18 protein-coding genes are annotated in these 20,060 nt (G+C 62.6%); 4 read left to right on the plus strand and 14 right to left on the minus strand.

The window, feature by feature from the left end:
- Positions 1–11: 11 nt before the first annotated feature.
- A complete protein-coding gene (gene recG, locus AC1RJW_RS12165; RefSeq protein ID WP_493045123.1) occupies positions 12–2,114 on the plus strand; it encodes an ATP-dependent DNA helicase RecG in 2,103 nt (700 codons plus the stop codon).
- A gap of 129 nt (positions 2,115–2,243) precedes the next feature.
- Here the strand turns inward: recG and AC1RJW_RS12170 are convergent, their stop codons facing one another.
- From AC1RJW_RS12170 to AC1RJW_RS12225, 12 genes are all read right to left on the minus strand, one after another.
- Positions 2,244–2,735 (minus strand): REP-associated tyrosine transposase, encoded by a 492-nt coding sequence (locus tag AC1RJW_RS12170; protein WP_493045124.1) that lies wholly within the window; start codon positions 2,733–2,735, stop codon positions 2,244–2,246.
- 149 nt (positions 2,736–2,884) lie between these two features.
- Positions 2,885–3,010, minus strand: a complete 126-nt coding sequence (locus AC1RJW_RS12175; protein WP_493045125.1) for a hypothetical protein — start codon at positions 3,008–3,010, stop codon at positions 2,885–2,887.
- Positions 3,010–4,224 carry an MFS transporter gene (locus tag AC1RJW_RS12180; RefSeq protein ID WP_493045126.1) on the minus strand — a complete coding sequence of 405 codons (1,215 nt, stop codon included), beginning with the start codon at positions 4,222–4,224 and terminating at the stop codon, positions 3,010–3,012. Before AC1RJW_RS12180 ends, AC1RJW_RS12175 begins: the two co-directional genes overlap by 1 nt.
- 11 nt (positions 4,225–4,235) lie before the next feature.
- Entirely contained in the window at positions 4,236–5,225 is a 990-nt protein-coding gene (locus AC1RJW_RS12185; protein ID WP_493045127.1) for a Gfo/Idh/MocA family protein, read from the minus strand.
- Complete coding sequence (locus AC1RJW_RS12190) at positions 5,226–6,044, minus strand: DUF3025 domain-containing protein (protein WP_493045128.1); 819 nt, start codon at positions 6,042–6,044, stop codon at positions 5,226–5,228.
- 6 nt (positions 6,045–6,050) lie between these two features.
- Positions 6,051–7,103 (minus strand): dihydroorotase, encoded by a 1,053-nt coding sequence (gene pyrC, locus AC1RJW_RS12195; protein ID WP_493045129.1) that lies wholly within the window; start codon positions 7,101–7,103, stop codon positions 6,051–6,053.
- Between the two features lie 149 nt (positions 7,104–7,252).
- Positions 7,253–8,701, minus strand: a complete 1,449-nt coding sequence (locus AC1RJW_RS12200; RefSeq protein WP_493045130.1) for an amidohydrolase family protein — start codon at positions 8,699–8,701, stop codon at positions 7,253–7,255.
- Positions 8,702–8,738: 37 nt separating this feature from the next.
- Complete coding sequence (locus tag AC1RJW_RS12205; RefSeq protein ID WP_010401921.1) at positions 8,739–9,464, minus strand: amino acid ABC transporter ATP-binding protein; 726 nt, start codon at positions 9,462–9,464, stop codon at positions 8,739–8,741.
- 19 nt (positions 9,465–9,483) lie between these two features.
- Positions 9,484–10,176, minus strand: a complete 693-nt coding sequence (locus AC1RJW_RS12210; RefSeq protein WP_493045131.1) for an amino acid ABC transporter permease — start codon at positions 10,174–10,176, stop codon at positions 9,484–9,486.
- 1 nt (position 10,177) lies between these two features.
- The gene (locus tag AC1RJW_RS12215) at positions 10,178–10,927 is read right to left on the minus strand and encodes an amino acid ABC transporter permease (RefSeq protein WP_086138726.1); all 750 of its coding nucleotides are present in this window, start codon (positions 10,925–10,927) and stop codon (positions 10,178–10,180) included.
- 100 nt (positions 10,928–11,027) lie between these two features.
- Positions 11,028–11,984, minus strand: coding sequence for an amino acid ABC transporter substrate-binding protein (locus AC1RJW_RS12220; protein ID WP_070220709.1), 957 nt, complete (start codon positions 11,982–11,984; stop codon positions 11,028–11,030).
- Positions 11,985–12,179: 195 nt separating this feature from the next.
- Positions 12,180–14,030, minus strand: a complete 1,851-nt coding sequence (locus tag AC1RJW_RS12225) for an ABCB family ABC transporter ATP-binding protein/permease (RefSeq protein ID WP_493045132.1) — start codon at positions 14,028–14,030, stop codon at positions 12,180–12,182.
- A gap of 61 nt (positions 14,031–14,091) precedes the next feature.
- Between AC1RJW_RS12225 and AC1RJW_RS12230 the strand changes: the two genes are divergently transcribed.
- On the plus strand, positions 14,092–14,532 hold the full coding sequence (locus AC1RJW_RS12230) for an acyl-CoA thioesterase (RefSeq protein WP_086138644.1): 441 nt from the start codon (positions 14,092–14,094) through the stop codon (positions 14,530–14,532).
- 21 nt (positions 14,533–14,553) lie between these two features.
- Positions 14,554–16,146, plus strand: coding sequence for an alkaline phosphatase D family protein (locus tag AC1RJW_RS12235; protein WP_493045133.1), 1,593 nt, complete (start codon positions 14,554–14,556; stop codon positions 16,144–16,146).
- On the opposite strand, the gene AC1RJW_RS12240 is transcribed toward AC1RJW_RS12235, so the two are convergent.
- The gene (locus tag AC1RJW_RS12240) at positions 16,143–17,009 is read right to left on the minus strand and encodes a LytTR family DNA-binding domain-containing protein (RefSeq protein ID WP_493045134.1); all 867 of its coding nucleotides are present in this window, start codon (positions 17,007–17,009) and stop codon (positions 16,143–16,145) included. The two genes, AC1RJW_RS12235 and AC1RJW_RS12240, sit on opposite strands and share 4 nt — an antisense overlap.
- Positions 17,010–17,165: 156 nt before the next feature.
- On the opposite strand from AC1RJW_RS12240, the gene AC1RJW_RS12245 reads away from it, so the two are divergent.
- On the plus strand, positions 17,166–18,338 hold the full coding sequence (locus AC1RJW_RS12245) for an acyltransferase family protein (protein WP_493045135.1): 1,173 nt from the start codon (positions 17,166–17,168) through the stop codon (positions 18,336–18,338).
- Here AC1RJW_RS12245 and AC1RJW_RS12250 read toward each other — a convergent pair.
- Entirely contained in the window at positions 18,335–20,017 is a 1,683-nt protein-coding gene (locus tag AC1RJW_RS12250; protein ID WP_493045136.1) for a long-chain-fatty-acid--CoA ligase, read from the minus strand. The genes AC1RJW_RS12245 and AC1RJW_RS12250 overlap by 4 nt on opposite strands.
- Between the last annotated feature and the right edge of the window lie 43 nt (positions 20,018–20,060).

Here is a 20,060-nt window from a genome sequence, read left to right on the forward strand (position 1 = left end):
AAATCTCCGATATGTCCGAACCCAAGCCCGATCTTCCTCCCACAGCCAAGCCGGCCGCCAAGCCGAAAGCCGCCAAAAAAGTGGTCAGCACGGAAAGCCGCCTGGCCAAACTGGGCTTGCGCACGGATATGGACCTGGTGCTGCACCTGCCGATGCGCTACGAGGACGAAACCAAGGTCTATGCCATCCGCGACGCCTGCCAGCGCGGCGGCGAGTCGTGGCAGGTGGAAGGCATCGTCACCAAGTGCGAAGTCAATTTCAAGCCGCGCAAGCAATTGCTGGTGACAATCGCCGACGAAACGGGCAATTTGCTGCTGCGCTTCATGAATTTCTATGGCAGCCAGGTCAAGCAGCTGGCCGAAGGCACGCGGGTGCGCGCGCGCGCCGAGCTCAAACACGGCTTTTTTGGCGCCGAGATGGTCCACCCGACGTACAAGGTGGTCAACGAGGGCGCGCCGCTGCCCACGGCCCTCACGCCCGTGTATCCGTCCGGCGAAGGCCTGTCGCAGCACGTGCTGCGGCGCGAAATCGCCGACGCCATGCGCCGCATCGACTGGCGGGATACATTACCCGATGATCTGCTGCGCGGGATGCAGCTGTCGCCGTTCCGCGCCGCCGTGCACCTGCTGCACTATCCGCCGCAGGACATCGATGAAAGCGCGCTGATGGACCGCTCGCACCCAGCCTGGGTGCGCATGAAGTTCGATGAACTGCTGGCGCAGCAGCTGTCGCTCAAACGCGCCCAGCGCGCGCGCCGCTCGAAAGGCGCGGCCTCGCTGCCCATCGTCGGCACCTTGTCGAACGCCTTCGGCGCCGCCCTGCCCTTCAAGCTGACGGGCGCGCAGGCGCGCGTGCTCGAGGAAATCCGCGCCGACCTGCGCCAGCCGTATCCGATGCAGCGCTTGCTGCAGGGCGACGTCGGCAGCGGCAAGACGGTGGTGGCGGCGCTGTCCGCCACGCAGGCGATCGACAGCGGCTACCAGGCCGCGCTGATGGCGCCCACGGAGATTCTGGCGGAGCAGCACTTCCGCAAGATCGCCGCCTGGATGGAGCCGCTGGGCGTGAAGGTGGCCTGGCTGACGGGCAGCCTGAAGAAAAAGGAAAAGACGGCGGCGCTGGCCCTGATCGAATCGGGCGAAGCGCAGCTGGTGATCGGCACGCATGCGCTGATCCAGGATAACGTGCTGTTTGCGAAACTGGGCCTGGTGATCGTCGACGAGCAGCACCGCTTCGGCGTGGGCCAGCGCCTGACCCTGCGCAACAAGGGCGACAGCGCGGCTGTGCCGCACCAGCTGATGATGTCGGCCACGCCGATCCCGCGCACCCTGGCCATGACGTATTACGCCGACCTGGAAGTGTCGGTGATCGACGAACTGCCGCCCGGCCGCAGCCCCATCGTCACGCGCGCCATCGACCAGAACCGGCGCGATGAAGTCATCGCCCGCGTCTACGCGGCCGCGCTGGAAGGCCGCCAGGTGTACTGGGTCTGCCCGCTGATCGAGGAATCGGAGGCGCTGCAGCTGCAGACGGCCACCGACACCTACATGATGCTCGCCGATGCCTTGCCCGCGCTGCAGGTAGGCCTGGTGCACGGCCGCCTGAAGCCGGCGGAAAAGCAGGAAGTGATGGATGCTTTCATCGCCGGCCATATCCACGTGCTGGTGGCCACCACCGTCATCGAGGTGGGCGTCGACGTGCCGAATGCATCGCTGATGGTGATCGAACATGCCGAGCGTTTCGGCCTGTCGCAGCTGCACCAGCTGCGCGGCCGCGTGGGCCGCGGCTCGGCGGCCAGCGTCTGCCTGCTGCTGTACCAGGGCCCCCTGGGCGGCGTGGCGCGCCAGCGCTTGATGACCATGCGCGAAACGACAGACGGTTTTGAAATTGCCCGGCGCGACCTGGAAATCCGCGGCCCCGGGGAGTTTCTTGGCGCGCGCCAGTCCGGCCAGGCCATGCTGCGCTTCGCCGACCTGGAAACGGATCAATGGTTAGTCGACCAGGCCCGCGATGTGGCGCACGATCTGCTGCACGCTTCCACGGCGGCCGCCGCAGCCACCGTGGAAGCGCACCTGGCGCGCTGGCTGGGTGGAAAAGAAGAGTTTTTGAAGGTGTAAAGCCGGTATTGCTTTGAGGTGCTGTCGGATTACGCGCTGCGCGCTAATCCGACCTACGCGAAAAGACACCGCAATAGGCCGGGTAGGTCGGATTAGCGTAGCGTAATCCGACAACATTGTTGACTAATGTCACTCCCGCCCAACACCTGTCATGTCTACGACATCCCCGCCCCAATCCTCCGCACACAAGCCGTGCTTTACATACCGGTGAAAACTGGAATACGGCCAATCGATGACTTTACTCGCCAAGCCATGCTTGACGGGGTTGTAATGGATGTAATCGACATGCTTTATAAAGTCGCGCTCGTCGCGTAGCACATGCTCCCAGTAGCGATGATGCCAAACGTCTTTCAATCCTGCATGCTTGCTGAACCACGTCTTGATCAATCGCCAGCGCGTCATGAAGTCGGCATCGTCTTCAGGCAAGGTCCAGATGCAATGCAAGTGATCGGGCAAGACAACGATGGCGTCGATATCGAATGGCCGCTTCTGGCGCACGGCGCGGAAAGCGTCCCTGAGCAAAGCCACGGCAGTTTCCGAAGTAAAGACGGGCCGGCGGCGGGCCGTCACCACCGTGAAGAAAAAGCTGCCGCCGGGCTGGAATGCGCGTCGATATCGCATAGTTTCGGGTGTTGTCGGCTTACGCGCTGCGCGCTAATCCGACCTACGCGAAAAGACACCGCAATAGGTCGGGTAGGTCGGATTAGCGTAGCGTAATCCGACTTCCAGCGTAATCCCGCTTTTCGCAATCGGCCTTGCGCCCGCGCAGCCTACATGCACATCCAGAAGCGGTTCGCCAAGTCGAGCATGAAGTCGGGACGCAGATAGGCGAGGAAAACGATGACCAGCAGCGCAGCGCCAGCCAGGCGCCATAGCCATGTGCGCCAGTTGGCCATTACGCGGCCACCGCCACGCGCTTGACGGCGCGCTCGTCGATGGGCAGGTTGATCAGTGCGGCCAGCAAGCCCAGGCCGATGGTGATCATCCACACGACGTGGTAACTGCCCTGGTGTTCGTACAGGTAGCCGCCCAGCCACGCGCCGAGGAAACTGCCCACCTGGTGCGAGAAGAACACCATCCCGGCCAGCATCGACAAATGCTTGACGCCGAAGATGCCGGCGATGATGCCGTTCGTCAGCGGCACGGTCGACAGCCACAGCACGCCCATGCCGGCGGCGAACAGGTACACCGACCACGCCGACAATGGCGCCAGCAGGAACACGGTGATGACCACGGCACGCGTCACGTAAATGGCCGACAGCAGGTAGCGCTTGGCGATCTTGCCGCCGAGTTTGCCCGCATAGTAGGAGCCGACGATGTTGAACAGGCCGATCAGGGCCAGCGCCGTGACGGCGATGTTCGGATTCATCAGTCCCTGGTCCTTCAGGTAGGCCGGCAAGTGCACGCCGATAAAGACCAGCTGGAAACCGCAGACAAAATAGCCGGCCAGCAGAAGCCAGAACGAACGGCTGGAGATGGCTTCGCTGAAGGCGGAACCGACGCTTTGCTGCGGGCCGCTGGCGTGCGAGACGGGCGGCTCGCGCAGGTAGAAGGCCATCGGGATCATGGCCAGCAGCACCAGCGCGGCCAGCACATAGAATGCGTTTTGCCAGCCCACGGCGGAGATCAGCTGCTGCTCCACCGGCATCATCAGGAACTGGCCGAACGAGCCGGCCGCCGAGGAAATGCCGAAGGCCCACGAGCGCTGCTCGGGCGGCGCGCTGCGGCCGATGATGCCGCTGATGGCGCCAAAGGCCGTACAGGCCAGCGCCAGGCCGATGAAGATGCCCGAGCCGACGATGAACAAGGTGGGCTGCGTCACCAGCGCCATCCACACGAGGCCCGCCATGTAGCTGATGGCGCCGACGATAACCACGCGCATGGTGCCGAAACGGTCGGCCGCCATGCCGGCGAACGGGCCGAAGACGCCCCACATCAGGTTTTGCATGGCCAGCGCCAGCGAATAGGTTTCGCGCGTCCAGCCGTTCGCTTGCGAGATCGGTTGCATCCAGAAGCCCAGACCGTGGCGCACGCCCATCGCCAGGGTCAGGACGACGCCGCTGGCGATGAGGACAGTCTTCAGGCTGGGACGGGATGAAGGCAATGGCATGGGGTTCCTGTTCAAGCCTGGTCGGCTTTGTAAACGAGACCGATCTGGCCGCGCATGGTGTCAAGGTTGCGCATCAGCGCCACGCTGTCGGCGTGCGGCATGACGGGGCTTTCCAGCAGGCCCGCGCGGATGCAGCGCATCGCTTCGATCGCTTCGTGCGCGTAGCCATTGCCCAGGTGGGGCGCCGCGACGACGCGGCGCGCGCCATCCATCGTTTCGACGATCAGGTGATCGGGCTTGTAAAAACGGTTGGGCAGGCGAATGCGGCCCAGGCTGCCGGAAATGGTCATTTCCGTCGGCGTCTGCGCGCGCAGGCTGCAGGCGCAGGACGAGGTGCCGCCGCCCGCGTGCAGCAGCGAGAACACCACCTGTTCATCGACGCCGGTGGCGCCCATCTCGGCCAGCGCCTGCACCTGCGATACCGGGCCGAGGAAGAAGGCCGCCATCGACAGCGGATAAATGCCCACGTCGAGCAGCGCGCCGCCGCCGAGTTCGGGATTGAACATGCGGTGCTCGGGCGGGAAATGGGCGACAAAGCCGATATCGGCCTGCACCTGCCGCAGCACGCCGATTTCGCCGCTGGCGATGATGCGCTGCGCTTCCTGCACGGCGGGCAGAAAACGGCTCCACATCGCTTCCATCAGAAACAGCTTTTTCTCGCGCGCCATATCGACCACGGCCTGCGCCTCGCGTGCGTTCATCGTGAACGGCTTTTCGCACACGACGTGCTTGCCGGCGGCCAGGCACATCAGGGCATTTTCCGCATGCAAGGTGTGCGGCGTGGCGATGTAGATCACGTCCACGCCAGGATCGTCAGCCAGCGCCTGGTAGGCGCCGTGGCAACGTTCGATGCCGAATTCGGCGCCGAAGGCTTGCGCGCCGGCGCTGCTGCGCGAGGCGACCGCCACCAGCTGCGCGCCGGGCGCATCGCGCAAGCCATTGGCCATCGCGCGAGCGATCTTGCCGGTGCCAAGGATGCCCCAGCGGACGGTATTTTCCATCTATTGATCTCTTTCTGCGCCAGCCACCTTGCGCTTCGGGCGGAATACCGCCGCGTCATTGTAAAAATCGTCGTCCTGGCCTTCGCACCAGCCGGGTAAGCCGAGCACCGGCAGGGGCGTGAAGTCGGCCGTCGTGAGGCCTTGCCGCGCCAGGTCTTGCGCCACCCGCTCGTCGAGCCAGGCGCGGCGTGCCGCATCGTCCAGGTTGAAATAGGCGTCGCCGGCAAAGATCACGCGCGTATGCGCCGTGATGGCCTTGCGCGGCGCCACCAGTTTTTCCATCAGCGCGTGGCCGAACAGCCAGACTTCGGCGTCGCCGCCCGCGCCAAATTTCTCGCGCTGCGCGATAAATGCGCTGCGCCAGTCGTGCCCGCGCAGTGCCGTTTCCAGCGCGCGTCCCGCATCGCTGTCGCGCAGCACCAGCAAGGCGGAATTTTCGTCAAAAATCGTCGCGCCGTCGCGCGCCGGGCCGCGCGATTTGCCCACGCCGGACAGGGCGATCTGCGCCGCCTGCAGCGCATTCAATTGCCGCTTGATGCGCGGGAAGGTGAGCCACACGAGCGCATTGAAAAAATCGTGCAGATTGTCGCGCGTGGGCACGCCGCCCGTGGCGCCGATGAACTCCTCGTACGCCACGCCTTCGGGCAGGTCCGCTTGCGGTACGAAGGCCAGCGGCAAGCCGGACGGATTGCGCAAGTCCAGCGCCCGCGCCCGTCCGTTCAGCGCCGCGATCACCGTGTCGCGCTGCAGGTCCAGCTGCCGTCGCGCCGGCAGCACCGTGGCAAACCAGGGGCGGGTCCAGTCTATCGATGGCAGCATGAACGCCTAGACCATTTTCCAGTTGATCTGCTCGCCCGCGTTGAGCGGAATCACGTGGCTGTCGCCCAGCGGCAGCGAGGCCGGCAAGGTCCAGCTTTCGCGCTTCAGGGTGATGGTGTCCGTGTTGCGCGGCACGCCGTAGAAGGCCGGGCCATGGAAGCTGGCGAACGCTTCCAGCTTATCGAGCGCGCCGGCCCGTTCGAACGCTTCCGCATACATTTCCATCGCGTGCAAGGCCGTGTAGCAACCGGCGCAGCCGCAAGCCATTTCCTTGGCGCCTTGCGCATGCGGCGCCGAGTCAGTACCGAGGAAGAAGCGCTCGTCGCCGCTGGCAGCCGCCGTCATCAGCGCCAAGCGGTGCTCTTCGCGCTTGAGGATGGGCAGGCAGTAGTAATGGGGGCGGATGCCGCCCTTGAAAATCTCGTTGCGGTTGTACAGCAGGTGATGCGCCGTGATGGTGGCGGCGATCGGGCCTTCCGCTTCGGCCACGTACTGCGCCGCATCCTTGGTGGTGATGTGCTCGAACACGACGGACAGGGCCGGGAAGGCGCTGCGCAGCGGGCGCATCACGCGCTCGATGAAGACGGCTTCGCGGTCGAAAATGTCGATTTCCGGATCCGTCACTTCGCCGTGCACGAGGAAGGGCATGCCCACTTCCTGCATCACTTCGAGCACCTTGTAGCAATTCTTCAAATCCGTCACGCCCAGGTCGGAATTCGTGGTGGCGCCGGCCGGATACAGTTTCACGGCCTGCACGATGCCGCTGTCCTGCGCGCGGCGGATTTCGTCGGGCGAAGTGTTGTTCGTCAGGTACAGCACCATCAGCGGATCGAAGTTCACGCCTTCCGGCACGGCGGCCAGGATGCGCTCGCGGTAGGCGCTGGCATCGGCCGTGGTGGTGACCGGGGGTTTGAGGTTCGGCATGACGATGGCGCGGCCGAACTGGCGCGCGCTGTGCGGCAGCACGCTGGCCATGACGGCGCCGTCGCGCAGGTGCAAATGCCAGTCGTCTGGACGGGTGATGGTGATGGAGTCTGGGGTGTGATCGAGTGTGGACATGGCGGCTGCTCTCAGGCGGTCATTGCGGATAGCGCCATTTTACCAGCCGCAGGACCGTCCCGCCTGCCGGGAGAGCCCGCGCATGCTGGCTGGGAGACGGCAAAACGGCCGGTATCACCCGGCCGTTTTAACTAAAAGAATGAAGAGCATCAGGACTTGGCCGATGCCGTCTCCTGCTTCGCTACCCAGGCGCGGATCTCGGCCAGCATCCGGTCCAGCTTGGCGCGGTCATACACCTGGCCACGGCTGACCACCAGGCGGATCTGGCGCGTGGCGCCGATGTCCTGCAGCGGGTTCGCGTCGAGCACGAGCAAATCGGCCGCCTTGCCGGCCGCCACGCTGCCGTAACGCTCCAGCTTGCCCAGGAAGCGGGGGCCGTTGATGACGGCCGACTGCAAGGCTTGCTTTGGCGTCAGGCCGTATTGCACGTACAGGCCGATTTCATCGTGCAGGGCCTGGCCCGGATAGTCGAAGGAATTCAAGAAGCCCGCATCGGTGCCGGCGATGATGCTCACGCCCTGCTGCTGCAAAATGGGCAGCAGCTTTGCCGATTGCTCGAACTGCGCGTGGCGCTGGGCGATCGCATCCGGGCCATCCTTGGCGGCGCGCTGCACGCGCCAGTCGTAGGTGGCGCGCAAGCCCTTGCCAATGTACTGCAGGGCAGGATCGTGCGTGTGGTCTTCACGGTCCAGGTAAGCCGTCACGCGCGAGCCCCACAGGGTAGGCACGATGGCCGTGCCGCGCGCGGCCAGGTAGCTGAAGGCCTTGCGCGCCGTCGGCTCGTCGTAGCTTTGCAGGCTTTCGCGCATGGCCTCCTTGCCCGTCATCGCGCCCGCGGCCACCTTGTCCGTCAGCTCCTGTTCGCGCGGCGTCGTGGCGCGCAGCAGATACGATTGATGCTCGATCGTGCCCAGGCCCGCATCGGCCATCTGCTCCAACGTGAGCTGCACGGGGATATGGCCCGAGGTGCGCATGCCCCGTTCGCGCGCCTGGCGCAGCGCTTCCAGGTACAGCTCCGGCTTCAGGGTGTTTTCCGTGATCTTCACGAAGTCCACTTGCTGCGCCTGCAGGCCATCGAGCGCGCGCGTGACTTCCTGCGGCGTGCCCACTTCGATGGTGCCCTTCCACAGCGGCTTGAGGCCTTCGAGCTTGGCGCCAGAGGTAAAGATCGTCGGACCTTCCAGCTGCCCCGCATTGATCTGCCGGCGCCATGCCAGCACCGTGTCGGGCAAGTCGCCCGAACAGTCGCGCACCGTGGTGATGCCATGCGCCAGGTACAGGGGCAGCAGCTGCTTGTTCTCGTCGATCAGCTCGGGGCCGCCGCCGAAATGCACGTGCGTATCCCACAGGCCCGGCATCAGGTATTTGCCGGGCAGGCGGATAGTCCGCTTCGGCGCGTAGCTGCGCAGCTGCGGGTCATCGACGACGGCGACGATGCTGTCGCCCTTGAGCAGCACGGTCTTGCCCTTGACGGCGAGGCCACCGGCCACGTCGATCAGGGTGGCGTCGCGCAGGGCGATGTCGACGGCGATCTTGTCGGCCGCGTGGGCATGGGCCAGCATGCCCAGCGCCAGCATGGTGCCGGCTAGTTGTTTCATGTCAGGCATTCGTACTCAGCTTCAAGGTGATGGAAAATTAATGGATGATCTTGGCAAGGAAATCGCGCGCGCGGTCCGAGCGCGTCGTGTTGAAGAAGTCATCCTTGCTGCAATCCTCGATGATCTTGCCCTGGTCCATGAAGACGATGCGGTTCGCCACGCGCTTGGCAAAACCCATTTCGTGCGTGACGACCATCATCGTCATGCCTTCCTGCGCCAGGCCCACCATCACGTCGAGCACCTCGTTGATCATCTCCGGGTCGAGCGCCGACGTCGGCTCGTCGAACAGCATGGCGATCGGGTCCATCGACAACGCGCGGGCGATCGCCACGCGCTGCTGCTGGCCGCCCGACAGCTGGCCGGGGAACTTGTCCTGCTGCGACAGCAGGCCCACGCGGTCCAGGTATTTCAAGCCTTTGGCATTGGCTTCGTCGGCACTGCGGCCCAGCACCTTGATCTGGCCGATGGTGAGGTTTTCGCGGATCGACAGATGCGGGAACAGCTCGAAGTTCTGGAACACCATGCCGATGCGCGCGCGCAGTTTCGACAGATTCGTTTTCGGATCGTTGACGGTGATGCCGTCGACGATGATCTGCCCCTGCTGGATCGGTTCCAGGCCGTTGACGGTCTTGATCAGGGTCGATTTGCCGGAGCCGGACGGGCCGCAAATGACCATCACGTCGCCCTTGGCGACCTTGGTGCTGCAGTCGGTCAGTACCTGGAACTGGCCATACCATTTGCTGACGTTATTGAGTTCAATCATCTTGTTCTTTCTTTTACGGTTAGCGAATGATGGCGACGCGTTTCTGCAGGCGTTTTACCAGGAACGACAAGGCATAGCACAGCACGAAATACACGACGGCGACAAACACGTACATCTCCACCAGACGGCCGTCGCGCTGGGCGATTTTCGAGGCGGCGCCCACGAAATCGGGAATCGACAGCACGTACACGAGCGACACGTCCTGGAACAGCACGATGGTCTGCGTCAGCAGCACGGGAATCATGTTGCGGAAGGCTTGCGGCAGCACGATGTTGCCCATGGTTTGCCGGTAGTTCATGCCCAGCGCCTGGCCCGCCCACACCTGGCCGCGGGGAATCGACTGTATGCCGCTGCGCATGATCTCGCAATAGTAGGCCGCCTCGAACATGATGAAGGTGATCAGCGCGGAAGAAAACGCGCCCACTTTCACGGGTTCGTTGGCGCCGATGACCCAGGCCGCGATATACGGCACCAGGAAGTAGAACCAGAAGATCACCAGTACCAGCGGAATCGAGCGTATCAGGTTGACGTAGCTCGACGCCACACCCGAGATGAGGCGGTTGCCGGACAGGCGCATCAGCGCCAGCAAGGTACCCAGCACGATGCCGCCCACCATGGCCAGCGCCGTCAGCTTCAGGGTAAATACCATGCCGGTCTGGAACAGGTAGACCCATGAGCGGGAGATGACGTCGAAGTCGAAATTACCGAACATGTCAGTGTCCTCCCGTCTTGGCGCCGGCGACGATGAAGCCGGGGATGGCGACCTTTTTCTCGATCAGGTGCATCAGCACCACGACCAGCAGGTTGACGACGATGTAGATGATGGTGGCGGCCGAAAATGCCTCGAACACCTGGAAGGAAAACTCCTGGATGGCGCGCGCGCTGGCCGTCAGTTCGATCAGGCCGATGGTCAGCGCCACGGAACTGTTCTTGATGATGTTCAAAAATTCGCTGGTCAGCGGAGGCAGGATGACGCGCGCGGCCATCGGCAGCAAAATGAAACGGTAGGTTTGCGGCAGGGTCAGGCCCAGCGCCGTGCCGGCCAGTTTCTGCCCGCGCGGCAGCGCCTCGATCCCCGTCGTCACCTGCACGGCCACGCGCGAGGAGGTGAAAAAGCCCAGGCACAGCACGGCCGTGACGAACGGCGCGTTCGGCAGCGACTTGACCCAGGTACCCAGGTCGGGCGGCAGCAGTTCCGGCATGACGAAATACCACAGGAACATCTGCACCAGCAGCGGCACGTTGCGGAACAATTCGACGTAGGCATTGGCCACGCCCACCAGCCATTTGTTCGGCAGGGTGCGGATGGTACCGACCACCAGGCCCAATATCAGTGCCATGATCCAGGCCGCACCGGCCGTGGCCAGTGTCCAGACCAGGCCGGACCACAGCGTGTCCATATACGTACCCACGCCATCGGGAGAAATCTCCCAGAAAATGCGCCAATTCCAGTTGTAGTTCATGATCATCCTTCCCGTGCAGCTCAAGGAAAGCGGCTTGTCCGCCGCCCGTCCCGTAAATAAAACGGGAGGCTTGCGCCCCCCGGTTTGTTACGCAGTCTTGTTATTTTTTCCGTTTGTCCGAAGTCTTCTGCGCTTCGGGCACTGCCGCATACGCGGCCGGGTCACCGGAGTCGGTCGGATTGGCAAACACGGCCTTCAATTGCGGCGGCATCGGGAATTTCAGGTTGATGTTTTTCGGCGGGATCGGCGAGGTAAACCATTTCGCGTAAATGCGGTTGATGTCGTCGCTCTTGTACAGGCGGATCAGCGCATCGTCGACCACTTTCTTGAAGGCCGGGTCGCCCTTGCGCAGCATGATGCCGTACGGTTCGACCGACAGCGCTTCCTTGGTGATTTCGTAGTCGTTCGGGTTCTTCGAGTTGGCCACTTGCGACGCCAGCAAAATGTCGTCGTTGGCTTCGGCCACCGCGCGGCCCGTTTCCAGCATCAGGAACGACTCGGGATGATCCTTGCCGACGGCAATCGTCATGCCCAGGTTCTTTTCCTTGTTCAGGATCGTCATCTGCTTGATGGTCGACGTGCCGGCCGTGGCGACCAGGGTCTTGCCGCGCAAGTCTTCCAGGGTCTTGATGTTCGAGGATTTTTTCGACAGCACGCGGTTGCCGATGACGAACATGGTGGGGGCGAATGCCACTTGCTGCTGGCGCTCCAGATTGTTCGTCGTCGAGCCGCACTCAAGGTCGATGGTGCCGTTGGCCATCAGCGGGATGCGGTTGGCCGACGTGACGGGGCTCATCACCACTTTCAGTTCGCTCATGCCCAGGTGCTTTTGCAGGGCCGTGACGACTTTCATGCACAGGTCGATCGAATAACCCTGGTATTGCTGCTTGTCATCGAGATAGGAGAAGGGCACGGAGCCGTCGCGCACACCGAGGGTGACGGAACCGGCTTTCTTGATCTTGGCCAAGGTGCCGGTCAATTCCTGAGCCTGGACTGGCGACATGCTGCTGATGACACCGACGCTGAGCAGCGTGGCGATGATTTTGGTCAATTTCATAAATTCTCCTGGGCGGACAAACGGGATGGACCCCGAACGAAACAACTGTGGTGCAGACGCCACCAATGGAATTAATTTTATTTCATTTTCAGCGCCGGACCAGCCGTTTTCTGCGATTGCCCTCAAATAGGCGCTATACGCGCGCCTGAAGGGGCGCGGCTGTAGCATTTTTCCTACTGATTTCCCATTCCCGATTTATTTTGCTTGCGCCAGCCCCGCCAACTCGTCCTCTTCCGCCTCATCGTCCCTGTTCGCCTGCTGGCGTTGCCACATCTGCGCATACAGGCCATCCGCCGCCAGCAATTGCGGATGCGTGCCCCGCTCGACGATACGGCCATGGTCGAGCACGAGGATTTGCTGGGCATCGGCCACCGTCGACAGACGGTGCGCAATCACCAAAGTGGTGCGGTTTTTGGCAATCTCCTTCAGCTGCGACTGGATCGCCTGCTCGGCCTTGGAGTCGAGCGCCGAGGTCGCTTCATCGAAGATCAGGATGGCCGGGTCTTTCAGCAGGGTGCGGGCAATCGCCACGCGCTGCTTTTCGCCGCCCGACAGTTTTAAACCCCGCTCGCCCACCATGGAATTGTAGCCATCTGGCAAGCTTTCAATAAAATCATGGATCGATGCGGCTTTGGCCGCCGCCACGATGGCTTCCTTGCTGGCGCCCGGCTTGCCGTAGGCGATGTTGTATTCGATGGTGTCGTTGAAGAGCACGGTATCCTGCGGCACGATGCCGATGGCCGCGCGCAGGGAATCCTGCGTGATATTGCGCAAGTCCTGGCCATCGATGGTGATGCCGCCGCCATCGACTTCGTAAAAGCGGAACAGCAAGCGCGACAAGGTCGACTTGCCCGAGCCGCTGTGGCCCACCACGGCCGTCGTGGTGCCGGCGGGGATCTGGAAATCCACGTCGAACAGGATTTGCCGCTTGGCTTCATAGCTGAAATCCACATGCGCGAAACGCACGGCCGCACCCCGCGTGACGAGCGGCTTGGCGTCCGGCGTATCGGCGATTTCGCGGTTCTCGTTGAGCAAGGAAAACAGGCGCTCCATGTCGGCCAGGCTTTGCTTGATTTCGCGGTAAATGACGCCCAGGAAATTGAGGGGAATATATAACTGGATCATGAAGGCGTTTACCAGCACCAGGTCGCCCAGGGTCATCGTGCCGGCGATCACGCCCACGGTGGCGCGCCAGAGAATTAATGTCACGGCCGTGGCGATGATCAGCGACTGGCCCGTATTGAGCAAGGACAAGGAAGTCTGCGATTTCACGGCGGCAGATTCATAGCGCTGCAAGCCTTCGTCGTAACGCTTCGCTTCGTAATCCTCGTTGCCGAAATATTTTACGGTTTCATAGTTGATCAACGAATCGATGGCCTTGGTATTCGCCTTCGAGTCGAGGTCGTTCATGGTGCGACGGAAATGCGTGCGCCAGTTCGTCACCAAGACGGTGAACGCGATGTACGACACGAGCGCCACCGCCGTGATCACGGTGAACCAAATGTCGTAATGCAAGACCAGGTAGCCGAGCACGAGGGTGATTTCCACCAGCGTCGGCAGGATGTTGAACAGGGTGTAGGAAATGAGCGAACCGACACTGCGCGTGCCCCGCTCGATGTCGCGCGTCATGCCGCCCGTCTGACGGTTCAAATGGAAACGCAGGGACAAGGCATGCAGGTGGCGGAACACTTGCAGGGCGATGGTGCGCACGGCGCGCTGCGTGACGCGGGCGAACAGGAATTCGCGCAATTCCGTAAACAAGGTGGTCGACAGGCGCAGCAAGCCGTACGCCACCAGCAAGCCGACGGGCAGCACCAGCAGCGCTTGCGGGTGCGCGGCCGTGATCGTCATGGCGTCGACGAGTTTTTTCAGGATCAGGGGCACGCCCACGTTGGCCAGCTTGGCGCCCACCAGGCATAGCAGCGCCAGCAGCACTCGCCATTTGTAGACCCACAGGTACGGCAGCAAGGTCTTGATGGTGGCGAAGTCGCTGTGGCTGGCGGAAGCTGGCGAGCGGGGCGGAGGGGGAGTCTGGGAACGGCGCATGGCGAAGGTCGGCTTTTTATGGTTCAATCGCAGCAATTGTAGCCTTTCATGAGAATAAAAGATGAGCACCTCCCCCGCCCGCCCCGACAACTGCCTCGCCTCCGGCCTGCCCGCCGGAAAAATGCCGGAATTGCGCATGATGCCCGCGCCGTCCGACGCCAATGTGTACGGCGACGTCTTCGGCGGCTGGATCATGGCGCAAGTCGATATCGCCGGTTCCCTGCCGGCCACGCGGCGCGCCAACGGCCGTGTCGCCACCATCGCCGTCAATTCCTTCGTCTTCAAAAATCCCGTCTTCGTCGGCGATCTTCTCTCCTTCTACGCCGATATCGTCAAAGTGGGCAATACTTCGATCACCGTCAACGTGGAAGTGTATGCCGAGCGCAACCGGCTGCAGGCGTGCATCGTGAAAGTCACGGAAGCGACCCTGATCTACGTGGCGACGGACTCCGACCGCAAGCCGCGCAAGGTGCCGCCGATCGAGACCTTATTGGCGTCTTGATTGTCGTAATCATTCCACACGATGGATAACCAGCGCCGCATCTTCTTGCTAAGCGCTGCGCGCATCACGGCGCTGGCCGCGGCCGGCAGCGTGCTGTCCGGTTCCGGTGCCGGCGCCGCTACGCGCCTGAACGGCACGGGCTATCCGTTTGCGCTCGGCGTCGCTTCCGGTTCGCCCTTGCCGGACGCCGTCGTGCTGTGGACGCGCATCTGCTACGACCCGCTGCAGTCAGCCGCCACGCCAGCCATCGCCCTGAACGTGCGCTGGGAAGTGGCCGAAGACGAGGCTTTCCGGCGCATCGCCGCCAAGGGACATGCCACAGCCACGCCGGCGCTCGCGCACAGCGTGCATGTCGACGCGGGCGGCCTGGCGCCCGGACGCTGGTACTGGTACCGCTTCATGCTGGGCGACGCCGTCAGCCCCGTGGGCCGCACGCGCACGGCACCCGAACCCGGCTCCATGCCTGCCTCGCTGAAACTGGCCGTGGCCTCGTGCCAGCACTGGGAATTCGGCGCGTATGCGGCGCACCGGCACATCGCGGCGGCGGCGCCCGACCTGGTGGCCTTTCTTGGCGATTACATCTATGAGTGGGGGCCGTACCAGCTGCAGCACCCGAGCCGGGCCGTGCGCACGCATGAAAGTTTTACCTTGGACGAGTACCGCGCCCGCTACGCGCAATACAAGAGCGACCGCGACTTGCAGGGCGCGCACCTGGCCGCACCGTGGATCGTCACCTGGGACGACCATGAAGTGGCCAACGACTACGGCAACGACCGCGACGAGTTGCTCACGCCCACCTTCTTGCAGCGCCGCGCGGCCGCCTACCAGGCGTTTTATGAACACATGCCGCTGCGCCTGCTGCCGCTGGGCAGAAGGGGCTTTGTCGACATGCGCATCTACCAGCGCTACGACTGGGGCCGCCTGGCACGCTTCCACGTGCTCGACGACCGGCAATACCGTGCCTACCACGCGTGCGCCAAGCCGGGCCGCGGCGGCTCGAATTCCGTCACCACGCGCAACTGCCCCGACTTGCTGAAACCGGAGCGCACGATGCTGGGCGAAGAACAGCAGCGCTGGCTGCAAACCGGTCTCGATGACTCTCCCGCACGCTGGAATATTCTCGCCCAGCAAACCCTGATGGCGCAATCGAGCCAGGTGCCCATCCTGCGACCCGGTGACGAGCGCATCTGGACCGATGGCTGGGATGGCTATCCCATGGCGCGCCAGTACCTGCTCGACGCCCTGCGCAGCAGCAAGGCCAGCAACCCCTTGGTGCTGTCGGGCGACGTGCACACTTTTTATGCGACGGAACTGAGCCGCAACGCCATGCGGCCTACCGGCAAGGATAATCCCGTGCTGGCCACGGAGTTTTGCGGTACCTCAATCACCTCGAGTTCACGTCCGCAGGCGCGCACGGACCAGTACGTGGCGATGAATCCGCACATCCGCTACGGACGCAGCGACAAGCGCGGCTATATGTTGCTGGATATCACGCCGGAGAAAACCACGACCCTGTTCCAGGGCCTGGAAAATGTGCGTGACAGTACTTCGACCATCGCGACACTGGCCAGTTTCACCGTGCAGAATGGCAAGGCGGGCTTGCAACGCACCTAGCCTATGCTTTTCAAGGCGTCGCGGTAACGCCGGCTGACGGGCACTTCGCCGCCCGTGGACAGCACGGCACGCGCGTCGCCCGATTCCAGCGGCGTGATTGCCTGCACGAAATCGAGGTTGACGATATAGCTGCGGTGCACGCGCACAAAGCGCTTGCCATCGAGGCGGCGCTCGATGGCCGCCATGGTCGAACGCAGCGGATAATCGTGGCCGCGCACATGCAGGTTCACATAGTTGCCCCAGGCCTGTATCCACTCGATATCGGCAGCCGGCAGCAGGAAATCCTTGCCCAGCTTGCGCACCAGAAACCGTTCCGGCTGCTGCACCGGTTCCACGGCCGGCCCTTCATCGGGCTCGCCCAGCAGTGTCGCCTCGCCTTGCCAGCGCATCAGCAGCAACTGGTAAAAGCCCACGGCCAGCAAGACAAGGAAGTAAGCACGCACATCTTTCAGGTATTCATATGGTAACTCGCGCCACCAGGCGCCGAAATCATAGTGGCTGCCTTGGCTCCAGTACGCCAGCTTGCGCAAGGCCACCATGGCTGCCACATGCACCAGGCTGTAGGCGACCGACGCAGCCAGGTGCCAGCGCAGGTTCTGGCGCTGGAACACCAGGTGCAACGGCCGGTACTGTCCCGCCAGCACGACCACGGGCACCAGCGCCAGCAGCACCAGATTGCTGCTCCACTCCCACACGGCCACTTCCCAGAACGGCGTATTGACGCCGGCGCGCTGCAGGTCCAGCCACACGAGCCAGCTGTTGACGCTAGCCTGCAGCAGATACAGCACGATCCAGAATCCCGGCTCGGCCACGCGACGCCAGCGTTGATAACGTTGCAACAGATCAGTGGAGGAAACGGCCATGGTCTCGGACGATGAATTAGTTGCATGATTGTAACGTCCCACACCCGTCCCAGGCGATCCATTCGTCACAGCCAGCCGTCCGCTGGTCCCATTTCGCTGGCTCGCTGCCCCGTCGCTGCCTATGCTGGGCCTTCCTTCACCACTCGTCCACCGATCATGACCATAGCTTCCCGCCGCCACGATATCGACGCCTTGCGCTTTCTCGTCTTCAGCCTGCTGATTGTCTATCACACTGCCCTGCTGTACATGGATGGCTGGAACTTTCACATGCACAGCAGCTACGCCACCGACGCCTTGAACATGCCACTGGTCTTCCTCAACCGCTGGCGCATGGAAATCGTCTTCCTTATCTCCGGCGTTTCGTGCGCCATGATGACGCAGACCTCGCGCGGCACCTTCCTGTGGCGCAGGATCCAGCGATTGCTAGTGCCGCTGCTGTTCGGCATGGCCATCATCATTCCCATCCAGCCGTATTGCGAAGGCGTCAGCAAGGGCCTGGTCGAGCCTGGATTTGGACAGTTCCTGCTGCATTACTTTGGCGGCTACGCCTGGCCTGCGGGCGCATTTGCAGGATGGCAATTTGGTTTTACCTGGAACCATCTGTGGTATCTCGTGTACTTGCTGCTGTACATCATCGTACTGGTGGCGCTACAACCGCTGCTGGCAGCGCTGCGCCCCCGGTTCCAGCGCTTGCGCGGCTGGCGTCTGCTGGTCCTGCCTGCCCTGCCACCCTTGGCGGCAATGGCCTTCCTCAAAATGCGCTATCCGGAAACCCATGCGGTGCTGCATGACTGGTATGCGCACGCCATGTATTTCACGCTGTTCGTGTATGGCTGGTGGCTGGGCAATGACAAGGGCTTATGGTCAGAACTGGCGCGCCTGCGCTGGCAGTCGCTGTGGCTGGGTCTGGGCGCGTTTGCCGTGTACATGTTTTTCGACCGGATATATTCGGAGAACCTGCTGACCTGGGCCTCGTTCGGCTCCTGGCCCATGCGCAACCTGTACATGTGGCTGGCCATCTGCGCCATCCTGGGCTGGTCGCACACGCTATTGAACCGTCCGTTTGCCTGGCTGCCTTGGGCGCGCCAGGCCGTCTTTCCCTGGTACATATTGCACCAGAGCGCGATCGTGCTGCTGGCCTACTGGCTGGTGCCGTTGAAGCTGGGCCCCGTGCTGGAGCCGCTGCTGGTACTGGCCGGCACGGTGGCGACCTGCTGGCTGGGGACGTCGCTGCTGATCAGCAAGGTCAACTGGCTGCGTCCCTGCTTCGGCTTGCCCGCCAGGCCACGGCAAGCCGTAGCGGCGGACACGGCCTTGGCGGCGAATTAAGCTACTTTCTTTTCGTCGCGTAATTGACGGCGCAAGATCTTGCCGACGTTGGTTTTCGGCAATTCATCGCGGAACTCGATGTATTTCGGCTTTTTGTAGGCCGTCAATTCATGTTTGCAATGCTCGCGGATCTGTTCCACCGTCAGGTTCGGATCCTTGCGCACGACAAACACTTTCACGGCTTCGCCCGCGTTGGCGTCCGGCACGCCGATGCAGGCGCATTCGAGCACACCAGGGCAGGACGCGACCACGTCTTCCACCTCGTTCGGATACACATTGAAACCGGAGACAATGATCATGTCTTTCTTGCGATCCACGATTTTTACGTAGCCGCGATCGTCCATGACGCCCACGTCGCCCGTCTTGAAGTAGCCGTCGGCCGTCATCGACTTGGCCGTCTCGTCCGGACGCTGCCAATATCCCGCCATCACTTGCGGGCCGCGCACGGCGATCTCGCCCGGCTCGCCCAGCGACACTTCCACGCCGTCATCATTCAGAATAGCCACTTCCGTCGACGGGAAAGGCAAGCCGATGGTGCCCGTAAATTCCGTGATATCGACGCGGTTGCCCGTCACCACGGGTGATGTTTCCGACATGCCATAGCCTTCGATCAGCGGGCAACCCGTCAGTTTCAGCCAGCGTTCCGCCACGTTGCGCTGCAGGGCCATGCCGCCGCCATTGCACACTTTGTAGCTGGAGAAATCGAGCTTGGCAAAGTCGGCATTGTTCAGCAGCGCGTTATACAGAGTATTAACGGCAGGGAAGACGACGATCTTGTGCTTGGTCAATTCCTTGACGAAACCGGGGATGTCGCGCGGATTCGGAATCAACACGCACATGCCACCCAGACGCATGCCCATCAGGGCGCTGACCGTCAGCGAATAGATGTGATACAGGGGCAAGGCGCACATGAATCCCATCGAGGTCGCGCGCATTTCAGGCGTCATCACGGGCGACATCCAGGCCTCGTTTTGCAGCACGTTGGCGATCACATTGCGATGCAACAACATCGCGCCCTTCGACACGCCCGTCGTGCCTCCCGTGTATTGCAGGAAGACAATATCGTCATGCCCCTGCTGCACCGGCGTCAGGCTCAAGCGTGCACCTTCGGCCAGCACCTTGTTGAAGCTGATGGCGCCCGGCAAGGAGAACGCGGGCACCATTTTCTTGATCTTGCGCACGACGAAGTTGACGATGGTGCCTTTCAGTCCGCCCAGCAAGTCGCCCATGGTGGCAACGATCACGTGCTTGACCTGGGTGTGCGGCAGCACCTGCTCGACCGTGGTGGCAAAGTTTTCCAGCACGATGATCGCTTCGCTGCCCGAATCGATCAGCTGATGCTGGAGTTCGCGCGGCGTGTACAGCGGATTGACGTTCACCACCGTATAGCCGGCGCGCAGGATCGCCGCCATGGCCACCGGATATTGCAGCACGTTCGGCAGCATGATCGCCACGCGCGCGCCACGTTGCAAGCCCTTGCTTTGCAGCCAGGCGCCCATCTGCAGCGACAGCTTGTCGAGTTCGCGGTAGGTGAGGAATTTATCCATGCACACGAAAGCATTGCGGTCCGCATATTTCTGGAACGACTCTTCCAGCAAATGCGTGACGGAACGGTATTGCGTGCAATCAATCTCTGCGGGAACGCTGTCCGGGTACGACTTCAACCAAATCTTGTCCATCTCGCCTCATCTTTATCTGTAAAAGGGATGCGCCTCCTGGTGC

The sequence above is a fragment of the Janthinobacterium sp. GW822-FHT07A03 genome, assembly GCF_058798815.1.